General features: G+C 73.8%; 12 protein-coding genes. 10 read left to right on the forward strand and 2 right to left on the reverse strand.

Features of this window, described 5'->3' with window-relative positions; all coding sequences use genetic code 11:
* The first annotated feature begins 122 nt into the window (after nucleotides 1–122).
* Together ABZ937_RS13460 and ABZ937_RS13465 are read left to right on the forward strand one after the other, a co-directional pair.
* Entirely contained in the window at nucleotides 123–1,637 is a 1,515-nt protein-coding gene (locus ABZ937_RS13460) for a 3-hydroxyacyl-CoA dehydrogenase (RefSeq protein WP_361690306.1), read from the forward strand.
* Nucleotides 1,634–2,221, forward strand: coding sequence for a TetR/AcrR family transcriptional regulator (locus ABZ937_RS13465; protein WP_361690309.1), 588 nt, complete (start codon nucleotides 1,634–1,636; stop codon nucleotides 2,219–2,221). Before ABZ937_RS13460 ends, ABZ937_RS13465 begins: the two co-directional genes overlap by 4 nt.
* A 2-nt stretch (nucleotides 2,222–2,223) precedes the next feature.
* Here ABZ937_RS13465 and ABZ937_RS13470 read toward each other — a convergent pair whose 3' ends face one another.
* Entirely contained in the window at nucleotides 2,224–2,724 is a 501-nt protein-coding gene (locus tag ABZ937_RS13470) for an Lrp/AsnC family transcriptional regulator (RefSeq protein WP_361690312.1), read from the reverse strand.
* A 175-nt stretch (nucleotides 2,725–2,899) separates the two neighbouring features.
* On the opposite strand from ABZ937_RS13470, the gene pdhA reads away from it, so the two are divergent.
* The 7 genes from pdhA to ABZ937_RS13505 are packed head-to-tail and all read left to right on the forward strand — an operon-like array spanning nucleotide 2,900 to nucleotide 10,893.
* A complete protein-coding gene (pdhA, locus tag ABZ937_RS13475) occupies nucleotides 2,900–4,066 on the forward strand; it encodes a pyruvate dehydrogenase (acetyl-transferring) E1 component subunit alpha (protein ID WP_361690315.1) in 1,167 nt (388 codons plus the stop codon).
* Nucleotides 4,063–5,067, forward strand: a complete 1,005-nt coding sequence (locus ABZ937_RS13480; protein ID WP_361690318.1) for an alpha-ketoacid dehydrogenase subunit beta — start codon at nucleotides 4,063–4,065, stop codon at nucleotides 5,065–5,067. The genes pdhA and ABZ937_RS13480 overlap by 4 nt, the downstream gene beginning before the upstream one ends.
* A complete protein-coding gene (locus tag ABZ937_RS13485) occupies nucleotides 5,067–6,443 on the forward strand; it encodes a dihydrolipoamide acetyltransferase family protein (RefSeq protein ID WP_361690321.1) in 1,377 nt (458 codons plus the stop codon). Before ABZ937_RS13480 ends, ABZ937_RS13485 begins: the two co-directional genes overlap by 1 nt.
* 46 nt (nucleotides 6,444–6,489) lie before the next feature.
* On the forward strand, nucleotides 6,490–7,401 hold the full coding sequence (locus ABZ937_RS13490; protein ID WP_361690324.1) for an NTP transferase domain-containing protein: 912 nt from the start codon (nucleotides 6,490–6,492) through the stop codon (nucleotides 7,399–7,401).
* Nucleotides 7,398–8,789 (forward strand): molybdopterin molybdotransferase MoeA, encoded by a 1,392-nt coding sequence (locus tag ABZ937_RS13495; protein ID WP_361690327.1) that lies wholly within the window; start codon nucleotides 7,398–7,400, stop codon nucleotides 8,787–8,789. The genes ABZ937_RS13490 and ABZ937_RS13495 overlap by 4 nt, the downstream gene beginning before the upstream one ends.
* Nucleotides 8,786–9,883: a potassium channel family protein gene (locus ABZ937_RS13500; RefSeq protein ID WP_361690330.1), complete on the forward strand. Its 1,098-nt coding sequence runs from the start codon at nucleotides 8,786–8,788 to the stop codon at nucleotides 9,881–9,883. The genes ABZ937_RS13495 and ABZ937_RS13500 overlap by 4 nt, the downstream gene beginning before the upstream one ends.
* Before the next feature lie 29 nt (nucleotides 9,884–9,912).
* A complete protein-coding gene (locus tag ABZ937_RS13505; protein WP_361690333.1) occupies nucleotides 9,913–10,893 on the forward strand; it encodes an NAD(P)H-quinone oxidoreductase in 981 nt (326 codons plus the stop codon).
* 21 nt (nucleotides 10,894–10,914) lie between these two features.
* Here the strand turns inward: ABZ937_RS13505 and ABZ937_RS13510 are convergent, their stop codons facing one another.
* On the reverse strand, nucleotides 10,915–11,634 hold the full coding sequence (locus tag ABZ937_RS13510) for a hypothetical protein (protein WP_361690336.1): 720 nt from the start codon (nucleotides 11,632–11,634) through the stop codon (nucleotides 10,915–10,917).
* 174 nt (nucleotides 11,635–11,808) lie between these two features.
* Here ABZ937_RS13510 and ABZ937_RS13515 point away from each other — a divergent pair, with 174 nt between their 5' ends.
* The gene (locus ABZ937_RS13515) at nucleotides 11,809–12,348 is read left to right on the forward strand and encodes a bacterial proteasome activator family protein (RefSeq protein WP_361690339.1); all 540 of its coding nucleotides are present in this window, start codon (nucleotides 11,809–11,811) and stop codon (nucleotides 12,346–12,348) included.
* Nucleotides 12,349–12,415: the final 67 nt, after the last annotated feature.

Consider the following 12,415-nt stretch of genomic DNA (forward strand, 5'->3'; position numbering starts at 1 on the left):
GCTCTGGACCTGGCAGAAAGAGCAGCGGAATGGGACGGTCAGAGCTAGAGTAACCGAACGATCGGTCGGTACAAGGGGGTCCGCCGCATCTGTGGAAAACCCCGTGCGGGAGGATCGCGCACATGACAGCACTCGACCTCAGCAGCCCCGTGGCCGTCGTCGGCACCGGCACCATGGGCCAGGGAATCGCCCAGGTCGCGCTGGTCGCGGGCCATCCCGTACGGCTGTACGACGCCGTCCCCGGGCGGGCTCCGGACGCGGCCGAAGCGATCGGCGCCCGCCTCGACCGGCTCGTGGAGAAGGGCCGGCTCGCCGCCGCCGACCGGGACGCGGCCCGCGCGCGCCTGAAGCCCGTGGACACCCTTGCGGAGCTGGCGGACTGCGGGCTCGTCGTGGAGGCCGTCCTGGAGCGGCTGGACGTCAAGCAGCAGCTCTTCGGCGAGCTGGAGAAGACCGTCGCCGAGGACTGCCTGCTCGCCACCAACACCTCCTCGCTGTCGGTGACGGCCATCGGCGGCGCCCTGCGCCATCCCGGCCGCTTCGTCGGCCTGCACTTCTTCAACCCGGCGCCGCTGCTGCCGCTGGTCGAGGTGGTCTCCGGGTTCGCCACCGACGTCACGTCGGCCACGCGCGCGTACGAGACCGCCCGCGCCTGGGGCAAGACCCCGGTGGCCTGCGCGGACACCCCCGGCTTCATCGTCAACCGCATCGCCCGCCCCTTCTACGCCGAGGCGTTCGCCGTCTACGAGGCCCAGGCCGCCGACCCGGCGACCATCGACGCCGTCCTGCGCGAGTGCGGCGGCTTCCGGATGGGCGCGTTCGAGCTGACCGACCTGATCGGCCAGGACGTCAACGAGTCCGTCACCCACTCGGTGTGGCAGTCCTTCTTCCAGGACGTGCGCTTCACCCCCTCCCTGGCCCAGCGTCGGCTGGTGGAGTCCGGCCGGCTCGGCCGCAAGAGCGGACACGGCTGGTACGACCACGGCGAGGGCGCCGAGCGGCCCGAGCCGCACACCGCCGACAAGCAGCGGCCGCCCGCCTACGTCGTCGCCGAGGGCGGCCTGGGCCCGGCGGCCGAGCTGCTCACGCTGGTCCGCGAGGCGGGCATCCAGGTCCGCGAGGAGGACGACGACAACGGATCCCGCCTGGTGCTGCCCAGCGGTGGCCACCTGGTCCTCGCCGACGGCCAGCTCTCCGCGGAGTTCCGGGACGTCGTCCACTTCGACCTCGCCCTGGACTACCGCACGGCCACCCGGATCGCCCTGTCCGCCTCGCAGGACACCTCGCCGCAGACCCTCGCCGAGGCCACCGGGCTCTTCCAGGCGCTCGGCAAGGAGGTCAGCGTCATCGGTGACGTCCCCGGCATGATCGTCGCCCGTACGGTCGCCCGGATCGTCGACCTCGCCCACGACGCCGTGGCCAAGGGCGTGGCCACCGAGGAGGACATCGACACCGCGATGCGCCTGGGCGTGAACTACCCGCTCGGCCCCTTCGAGTGGGACCGCAGGCTCGGCCGCGAGTTCGCCTTCGACGTCCTGGACGAGATGCACGAGCGCGACCCCTCCGGACGCTACGCGCCCTCCCTCGCGCTCTACCGCCACGCCTATGCCATCGACAAGCGGGAGGGCACCGTATGACCACGGCCAAGCGCGACACGTACACCCCCGAGACGCTGCTCTCCGTCGCCGTGCGGGTCTTCAACGACCGCGGCTACGACGGCACCTCCATGGAGCACCTGTCCAAGGCGGCCGGTATCTCCAAGTCGTCGATCTACCACCACGTCAGCGGCAAGGAGGAGCTGCTCCGCCGGGCCGTCAGCCGCGCCCTGGACGGGCTGTTCGCCATCCTGGGCGAGGAGCACGCGCGCACGGGGCGGGCGGCCGACCGGCTGGAGCACGTCGTGCGCCGCATGGTCGAGGTGCTCATAGCCGAGCTGCCCTACGTGACGCTGCTGCTGCGCGTGCGCGGCAACACCGAGACCGAGCGATGGGCCCTGGAGCGGCGCCGGGACTTCGACCACCAGGTCGCCGAGCTGCTGAAGGCGGCGGCGGCCGACGGGGACGTGCGCGGCGACGTCGAGGTCCGCCTGGCCACCCGGCTGGTCTTCGGAATGATCAACTCCATCGTGGAGTGGTACCGGCCGGACGCGCGGGGCGCGGACGGCCGGGAGGTGGCCGACGCCGTCGTCCGGCTGGTCTTCTCGGGGCTGCGTCAGGCCTGACCTCAGCCGTCCGGCTCCAGGTCCTCCTCCTCGAACACCAGCAGCGTGCGGGTGCTGAGCACCTCGGGGATCGCCTGGAGCCGGGTCAGCACCAGCTCGCGCAGCGCCCTGTTGTCGGGCGTGTGCACCAGCAGCAGCACATCGAAGTCGCCGCCCACCAGAGCGATGTGGGAGGCGCCGGGCAGCTGCCTGAGCTGCTCGCGGACCGTGCGCCAGCTGTTCTGGACGATCTTCAGGGTGATGTACGCCGACGTGCCGTGACCTGCCCGCTCGTGGTCCACACGCGCGCTGAAGCCCCGGATCACCCCGTCCTCGACGAGCCGGTTGATGCGCGCGTAGGCGTTGGCGCGCGAGACGTGGACGCGCTCGGCCACGGACCGTATCGAGGCGCGACCGTCCGCCTGCAGGATTTTCAGGATGTCCTGATCGATGGCGTCCAGCGGGCGCGGCGGCGGCAGCGCGACACCTTCCTGCGGCCCGGCGGCCATTTGTTCAGGCTCCATGTCCCCCCGCTTCATCGCTGTGGACGTCCTGCGTTCATTCCAGGCTGTGGAGAACCGTTTGTCCACAGCCTGAAGCCGCCTGTAGCCAAAATGTGCCGACGACCGAACAATCGGTTGGTGAGGCGCCTCACAGTCGACGCGCCTCCCGTAGCCACTCCCACGAGGAGGTGCCGTCATGACGGTCATGGAGCAGCGGGGCGCGTACCGGCCATCGCCGCCGCCCGCCTGGCAGCCCCGTATGGACCCCGCGCCGCTGCTGCCCGACGCCGAGCCCTACCGCGTCCTCGGCACCGAGACGGCCGCCAAGGCCGACCCGGACCTGCTGCGCCGGCTGTACGCCCAGCTGGTGAGCGGGCGCCGCTACAACGCGCAGGCCACCGCCCTCACCAAGCAGGGCCGGCTCGCCGTCTACCCGTCCAGCACCGGCCAGGAGGCCTGCGAGATCGCCGCAGCCCTGGCCCTGGAGGAGCGCGACTGGCTCTTCCCCAGCTACCGCGACACGCTCGCCGTCGTCGCCCGCGGCGTGGACCCCGTCGAGGCGCTCACCCTGCTGCGCGGCGACTGGCACAGCGGCTACGACCCCCACGCCCACCGCGTGGCCCCCCTCAGCACCCCGCTGGCCACCCAGCTGCCGCACGCCGTCGGCCTCGCGCACGCCGCCCGCCTCAAGGGCGACGACGTGGTCGCGCTCGCCATGGTCGGCGACGGCGGCACCAGCGAGGGCGACTTCCACGAGGCGCTGAACTTCGCCGCCGTCTGGCAGGCACCGGTCGTCTTCCTGGTGCAGAACAACGGCTTCGCCATCTCCGTCCCGCTCGCCAAGCAGACCGCCGCCCCCTCCCTGGCCCACAAAGCCGTCGGGTACGGCATGCCGGGCCGGCTCGTCGACGGCAACGACGCCGCGGCCGTGCACGAGGTCCTCAGCGACGCCGTGCGGCACGCGCGTGCGGGCGGCGGCCCCACCCTGGTGGAGGCGGTGACGTACCGCATCGACGCCCACACCAACGCGGACGACGCCACCCGCTACCGGGCCGACGCCGAGGTCGCCGCCTGGCGCGACCACGACCCGATCGAGCTGCTGGCACGCGAACTGACCGCGCGCGGACTGCTGGACGACGCCGGCATCGAGGCCGCCCGGCAGGACGCCGAGACGATGGCCGCCGACCTGCGGGAACGCATGAACCGGGACCCCGAGCTGAACCCGATGGACCTCTTCGACCACGTCTACGCCGAGACCACCGCGCAACTGCGCGAACAGCGCGCCCTGCTGCGGGCCGAGCTGGAAGCCGAGCAGGAGCAGCACGGCGAGGAGCCCGGCGCCCGGGAAGGCGGCGCCCGATGACCACCGTCGCCGTCAAGCCCGCCACCATGGCGCAGGCCCTCACGCGCGCGATGCGCGACGCCATGGCCGCCGACCCGGCCGTGCACGTCATGGGCGAGGACGTCGGCACCCTCGGCGGCGTCTTCCGCGTCACCGACGGGCTCGCCAAGGAGTTCGGCGAGGACCGCTGCACCGACACCCCGCTCGCCGAGGCCGGCATCCTCGGCACCGCCGTCGGCATGGCGATGTACGGACTGCGGCCCGTCGTGGAGATGCAGTTCGACGCCTTCGCCTACCCGGCGTTCGAGCAGCTGATCAGCCACGTCTCCCGGATGCGCAACCGCACGCGCGGCAGGATGCCCCTGCCGATCACCGTCCGCGTCCCCTACGGCGGCGGCATCGGCGGCGTCGAGCACCACAGCGACTCCTCCGAGGCGTACTACATGGCGACCCCGGGCCTCCATGTCGTCACCCCGGCGACCGTCGCCGACGCCTACGGGCTGCTGCGCCAGGCCATCGCCTCCGACGACCCGGTCGTCTTCCTGGAGCCCAAGCGGCTGTACTGGTCGAAGGACACCTGGAACGCCGAGCAGCCGACGGATGTCGAGCCCATAGGGCGGGCCGTGGTGCGACGCCCCGGGAGCAGCGCCACGCTCATCACCTACGGCCCCTCGCTGCCGGTCTGCCTGGAGGCCGCCGAGGCCGCCCGGGCGGAGGGCTGGGACCTGGAGGTCCTCGACCTGCGCTCCCTGGTGCCGTTCGACGACGAGACGGTCTGCGCGGCCGTCCGGCGCACCGGCCGCGCGGTCGTCGTCCACGAGTCCACCGGGTTCGGCGGGCCGGGCGGCGAGATCGCGGCCCGGATCACCGAGCGCTGCTTCCACCACCTGGAGGCTCCGGTGCTGCGCGTGGCCGGCTTCGACATCCCGTACCCGCCGCCCATGCTGGAGCGGCACCACCTGCCCGGCGTCGACCGCATCCTGGACGCCGTGGCCCGGCTGCAGTGGGAGGCCGAGGGCTGATGGCTCAGGTGCTGGAGTTCAAGCTGCCCGACCTCGGCGAAGGGCTCACCGAGGCGGAGATCGTCCGCTGGCTGGTCCAGGTCGGCGACGTCGTCGCCGTCGACCAGCCGGTGGTCGAGGTCGAGACGGCCAAGGCCATGGTCGAGGTGCCCTGCCCGTACGGCGGCGTGGTCACCGCCCGCTTCGGCGAGGAGGGCGCCGAACTGCCCGTCGGCGCCCCGCTCCTGACGGTCGCCGTGGGCGAACCGGCGGCGGAGCCGGAGGGCTCCGGAAACGTCCTGGTGGGCTACGGCACCCAGGCCTCCGCGGCCCGCCGGCGCCGGGTCCGGACGGCCACCACGGCCGCCGACGGGCACGCGCGACCGCAGGGCGGCGTCCAGTCGGTGTCCCACGCGCGCGTGGCCGCACCGCCGGCGCCCCAGAGGCCCACGCCCACCCCGGCGCCCGCACCTCCGGCGACGCCCGCGCCCGCCGCCGCACTCGCCGAGGGCCCGGTCCCCGTGATCTCCCCCCTCGTGCGCAAGCTCGCCCGTGACAACGGCGTCGACCTGCGACAGCTGGCCGGTTCGGGCCCCGACGGGCTCATCCTGCGCGCGGACGTCGAGGACGCGCTGCGGGCGAAGGCCGCGCCGGCCCGCACGGCCGAGGAACCGGTCGTACGCACCCCCGTGGCGCCCCGCGCCGAGGGCGGGGTCCGGATCCCGCTCAAGGGCGTGCGCGGTGCCGTCGCCGACAAGCTGTCCCGCAGCCGCCGGGAGATCCCGGACGCGACCTGCTGGGTCGACGCCGACGCCACCGAACTCATGCGCGCGCGGACGGCCATGAACGCGGCCGGCGGCCCGAAGATCTCCCTCCTCGCGCTGCTCGCCCGGATCTGCACGGCCGCCCTGGCCCGGTTCCCCGAGCTGAACTCCTACGTCGACACCGAGGCCCGCGAGGTCGTCCAGCTCGACCACGTCCACCTCGGGTTCGCCGCCCAGACCGAACGCGGCCTGGTCGTGCCGGTCGTCCGGGACGCCCACGCGCGCGATGCCGAGTCCCTGACCGCCGAGTTCGCCCGGCTCACCGAGGCCGCCCGCACGGGGACGCTCACGCCCGGGGAACTCACCGGCGGGACGTTCACGCTGAACAACTACGGCGTCTTCGGCGTCGACGGCTCCACACCGATCGTCAACCACCCCGAGGCGGCCATGCTCGGCGTCGGCCGCATCGTCCCCAAGCCGTGGGTGCACGAGGGCGAGCTGGCCGTCCGCCAGGTCGTACAGCTCTCGCTCACCTTCGACCACCGGGTGTGCGACGGCGGCACCGCCGGCGGCTTCCTGCGGTACGTGGCCGACTGCGTGGAACAGCCGACGGTGCTGCTCCGCACCCTGTGACGCACGCCAGGTCCGGAAGAAGGAGGAGTCAGGACATACTCGGGGGGTGACCGACAACGCTCCCGCCGCCCCCGGGACCGCCCCGCCGTACGACGCCGTCGTGCTGGCCGGCGGTGCCGCCCGGCGGCTCGGCGGGGCCGACAAGCCCGCGGTCCGGGTCGGGGGCCGCGCGCTGCTCGACCGGGTGCTCGCGGCCTGCGCGGACGCCCGGACGACCGTCGTCGTGGCCGCACCCCGGCCCACCGCCCGCCCGGTGCGCTGGGCCCGCGAGGAGCCACCCGGCGGCGGGCCGGTCGCCGCGCTGGAGGCCGGCCTCCGGCTCACCACCGCCGGGCACACCGTCGTCCTCTCCGCCGACCTGCCCTTCCTCGGCCGGCCCACGCTCCAGCGCCTGCTGACCACCCTTCAGGCCACCGGCGCCGACGGCGCGCTGCTCACCGACGCCGACGGCCGCGACCAGCCCCTCGTGGCCGCCTACCGCACCGCCGCCCTGCGCCGCGAGCTGACCGCCCTCGCCGCCGCGCACGACGGCCTCACCGGGCTGCCCCTGCGCCGGCTCACCGGCGCCCTCCGCCTCACCCGCGTCCCGGACCCGCTCGCGTCCTTCGACTGCGACACCTGGGACGACATCGCCGACGCCAGGGCACGGATCAGGGAGCATGGGCACGTGTTGGATGAATGGATCTCCGCAGTCAAGGACGAGCTGGGCATCGACCTGGACGTCGACACCGGCGTCCTGCTCGACCTGGCCCGGGACGCCGCGCACGGCGTGGCCCGCCCCGCCGCCCCGCTGACCACCTTCCTCGTCGGCTACGCCGCGGCACAGGGCAAGGGCGGCCCCGAGGCCGTCGCCGAAGCCGCCCGCAAGGCCACCGCGCTCGCCCTCGGGTGGGAAGAGGAGAGCGGCGGCGGCAAGGACGGGAGCAGCGGGGGCCCGAGCGCCCCGGACGCCGGATGACCGCCCCCGGCACCCGGGCCGATGCGCCCGCCGAGGACACCGACGACCTCGATGTCGAGGAGGCCCTGGCGCTGGTGAGGGAAGCCCACAGGGAGACCCGGGACGACGGCAACGGCACGGACGACGGCACCCGCCAGGGGCCCGCCGGGTCTCCGCAGGCGCCCGGCGACCGTCCCGGCGAGCGGCACAGGGCCACCCCCTGGCCCCGGGCCCGCGAGATCGCCGCCCGCGCCGCCCGCTCCGGGAAGCGCCGCGCCCCCGTCACCGTGCCCCTCGCCGACGCCCTCGGACTGGTCCTGGCCGCCCCCCTGGACGCGCTCACCGACCTGCCCTCCTTCGACACCTCCGCGATGGACGGCTGGGCGGTCGCCGGCCCCGGCCCCTGGCAGGTGCGGGAGAAGGGAGTGCTCGCCGGGCACGCGCAGCCCGAGCAGCTCACCGACGGCGAGGCGGTCCGCATCGCCACCGGCGCCCGCATCCCCGACGACACCACCGCCGTCCTGCGCACCGAGCACGGCCGGATCGACACCCAGGGCCGCCTGCACACCACCCGCGAGATGCTCCACGGCCAGGACATCCGTCCCCGCGGCCAGGAGTGCCGCAGCGGCGACCAGCTGCTGCCCGTCGGCACCCTGGCCACCCCCGCCGTCCTGGGCCTGGCCGCGGCGGCCGGGTACGACACGGTCACCGTCGTACCCCGCCCCCGCGCCGAAGTCCTCGTCCTCGGCGACGAGTTGCTGACCGAGGGCCTCCCGCATGACGGGCTGATCCGGGACGCGCTCGGCCCCATGCTGCCGCCCTGGCTGCGCGCGCTCGGCGCCGACGTCATCGCCGTACGCCGGGTCGGCGACGACGCCAAGGCCCTCCGCAAGGCCGTCACCGGCTCCGACGCCGACCTGATCGTCACCACGGGCGGCACCGCGGCCGGACCCGTCGACCACGTCCACCCGACCCTGGAGCGCATCGGCGCCGAGCTCCTCGTCGACGGCGTCAAGGTGCGCCCCGGCCACCCCATGCTGCTGGCCCGCATCCAGGACCACCAGCACCTCGTCGGTCTGCCCGGCAACCCCCTCGCGGCCGTCTCCGGCCTGCTCACGCTCGCCGAACCACTGCTGCGGACCCTCGCCGCCCACCCCGCCCCCGAGCCGTACACGCTGCCGCTCAGGGAGGCGGTGCAGGGGCACCCGCACGACACCCGGCTCATCCCCGTGGTGCTGCGCGGTGACCATGCCCTGCCGCTGCACTACAACGGCCCGGCCATGCTCCGCGGCATCGCCGCCGCCGACGCGCTGGCCGTCGTACCCCCGGGCGGGGCCCGGCAGGGCGAGGAGACGGAGCTGCTGGACCTGCCCTGGGCGACCGCCGGGATCGGGGTGTGTTTCACGTGAAACTCCCGGGCCATGACGCCATCGCCCGCCAGGCGGACGAACACCTGGTGACCCATCGGGTGAAACTCCCGAGGAAAGTGGTGGACCGCCCGATCCGCCAGGTCGTCAAACGGCTGGTCATGGCCCTGGTGGTGCTGGTCGCCACCGCCTTCGTCGTCTACGCCGACCGCGACGGCTACCGCGACAACTCCGACGGCCCCGTCGATCTGCTCGACGCGTTCTACTACGCGACCGTCACCCTCTCCACCACCGGATACGGCGACATCACCCCGGTCAGCGACGGCGCCCGGCTCACCAACATCTTCGTCATCACGCCCCTGCGCGTGCTGTTCCTGATCATCCTGGTCGGCACCACGCTGGAGGTCCTCACCGAACGGACCCGCGAGGAATGGCGCCTGAACCGCTGGAGGTCCACCTTGCGTGATCACACCGTCGTCGTCGGCTTCGGTACCAAGGGGCGGTCGGCCCTTCAGACCGTCTGCGCGACCGGGCTGAGGAAGGAGCAGGTGGTCGTGGTCGACCCCAGCTCCAAGGCGATCGAGGCGGCGACCGCCGAGGGCTACGCCGGCGTCATAGGCGACGCGACCCGCAGTGACGTGCTGAAACGGGCCGAGCTGCACAAGGCCCGGCAGATCATCGTCGCCCCGCAGCGCGACGACACCGCCGTCCTGGTCACACTGACGGCCCGCCAGCTCAACCGCGGCGCCAAGATCGTGGCCGCGGTGCGCGAGGAGGAGAACGCCCCGCTGCTCAGGCAGTCCGGGGCCGACGCGGTCATCACCAGTGCCAGCGCGGCCGGCCGGCTGCTCGGTCTCTCCGTGCTCAGCCCCGCCGCCGGCATGGTGATGGAGGACCTCATCCAGCAGGGCAGCGGGCTGGACCTCGTCGAGCGGCCGGTGGTCCGCGCCGAGGTGGGCAGGAAGCCACGCGACACGGACGACCTCGTGCTGAGCGTCGTCCGCGGCCACCGGGTGCTCGGCTACGACGATCCGTCCGTCGGCACCCTCCAGCTGACGGACCGGCTCATCACCATCGTCCGCGCGACCCCCGGCGCCCAGGTCGCCCCGGACACCCGCCCCCTGCCACGCGGCTGACCGCACCGGTGCGGAGTAGCGTCACCGGCATGCATGCGATCACGATTCCCGAACCTGGTGGTCCCGAGGCGCTGGTGTGGGGCGAGGTCCCCGATCCGGTACCCGGCGAGGGCGAGGTGCTGGTCGAGGTGGTGGCCAGCGCCGTCAACCGTGCCGACGTCCTGCAGCGCCAGGGCTTCTACAACCCCCCGCCCGGCGCCTCCCCCTACCCCGGCCTGGAGTGCTCCGGCAGGGTCGCCGCGCTCGGCCCCGGCGTCTCCGGCTGGGCCGTCGGCGACCCGGTGTGCGCCCTGCTCGCGGGCGGCGGGTACGGCGAGAAGGTCGCCGTACCGGCCGGGCAGCTGCTGCCCGTGCCCGAGGGTGTCGACCTGAGGCAGGCGGCGGCGCTGCCCGAGGTCGTCTGCACGGTCTGGTCCAACGTCTTCATGGTCGCCCATCTGCGCCCGGGCGAGACGCTGCTGGTGCACGGCGGCTCCAGCGGCATCGGCACCATGGCGATCCAGCTCGCCAAGGCCGTCGGTGCCAGGGTCGCCGTGACCGCGGGCACGAAGGAGAAGCTGGACCGCTGCGCCGAGCTGGGCGCGGACGTGCTCATCAACTACCGCGAGCAGGATTTCGTCGCCGAGATCAAGCAGGCCACCGGCGGCGCGGGCGCCGACGTCATCCTCGACAACATGGGCGCCAAGTACCTGGACCGCAACGTCCAGGCCCTCGCTGTCAACGGGCGTCTGGCGATCATCGGTATGCAGGGCGGGGTGAAGGGCGAGCTGAACATCGGCGCGCTGCTGAACAAGCGGGCCGCGATCAGCGCGACCTCGCTGCGCGCCCGCCCGCTGGAGGAGAAGGCGGCCATCGTCGCCGCCGTACGCGAGCATGTGTGGCCGCTGCTCGCCGGCGGGCACGTCCGCCCGGTCGTGGACCGCGAGCTGCCGATGCCGCAGGCGGCCGAGGCGCACCGTGTGGTGGAGGCGAGCGGACACATCGGAAAGGTGCTGCTGGTGGTGCCGTAGCGGCGGGCCGAGGCCGGGCGGTCAGTCCCTGCGCAGGCGCAGGCCCAGAAGTGCCAGGCCGAGGCCCAGGCCTATGAGGACCAGGCCGCTGCCCAGCGGGAGGATCTGCAGGACCGGCTCCGTGGGAGCTTCGCCCTGCTGGGCCGCCTGCTGGGCGGTGGGCTGCGGCGGGGTCGTGGCGGAGCCGAGGCCGGCCTCCTCGGGCGGCTCGGAGGCGCCCGGTACGACGGTGGTCTCCGGCTCGGCCGGCTGCGCGGCGGGGGTGGCGGACGTGGAGTCGTCGTCACCCTCCACGTCGGCCGCGGGCCCGTCCGGCCGGCCCGGCCGCATCCGCCCCTCACCGGCCCGGCTGCCCGCGCGGGAGGGCTCGGTGGAGGCGAGCGGGCGATAGGGGCGGACCGAGGCCGAGGCGGAGTCGGACGGTATGGGCAGGGCGGCCGGCGAGTCCGGCGGGGCGAAGCCGGTGCCGGGGGACTGCGTCCGGCCCGGGTGGCCGGGGCCCGGGGGAGCCTGCTGCGGGTGTCCGCGGCCCGGGATCGGGTGCCGCGGGGCCGCTTCCCGCGTGGGCCCGGGCCGCTCCTCGCCGTGTCCGACGGCGGGCGGGCGGACGGGCCCCGGCTCGGTGGTGTACGGCGGCGGGCTGCCGTGCGCGACGGCGGTGCCGTACGCAGGCAGGGTCGCCGCCGTGAGGACGACCAGCAGCCGGAGGCATCGGAATGTGAGTCTCAGGCGTGGAGTCACGTCGGTGACCTCCCGGAGCCCAGGTGTCGTGACTGATGGATAACCGACGGGAACAAGCCTCACATTCAATGCCCAATGGGGCATTTCATATTGCTCCGACAGGTCTAAACGGTGGATCAGCCCCACAAGGGGGCACCACGGTGATGAGGTAATGGCGTGCGAGAGAATGGCGGCATGGAGATGCCGAGGAACGAACGGTCGCCGGAGAATCCCCAGATCCTTGTCGTGGGCCAGGACGGGATGGCGCTCGGCGGTGGGGACGAGGACTCCCGTGAGACCCCGGTGACGGAGCAGGTGGAACAGCCGGCCAAGGTCATGCGGATCGGCAGCATGATCAAGCAGCTTCTGGAGGAGGTGCGCGCGGCTCCTCTCGACGAGGCCAGCCGGGTCCGGCTGAAGGAGATCCACGCCAGCTCGGTCAAGGAGCTGGAGGACGGCCTGGCCCCGGAACTGGTCGAGGAACTGGAGCGGCTCTCGCTGCCGTTCACCGACGACGCCACCCCCAGCGACGCGGAACTGCGGATCGCGCAGGCGCAGTTGGTGGGCTGGCTGGAGGGCCTCTTCCACGGGATCCAGACGACGCTGTTCGCCCAGCAGATGGCCGCGCGGGCTCAGCTGGAGCAGATGCGCCGCGCGCTCCCGCCCGGTGTGTCCGGCCACGAGGGCGGCGACGACCACCACGTGGCGGGCCGTTCGGGCGGGCCGTACCTGTGAGTGCGGGCCTGCCCCGCGGGCGCGGACCGCATCGGTAAGCCATGACAGACGAAGGGCCCGGCGGGTG

Source organism: Streptomyces sp. NPDC046727 (assembly GCF_040645635.1).
Lineage (GTDB): Bacteria > Actinomycetota > Actinomycetes > Streptomycetales > Streptomycetaceae > Streptomyces.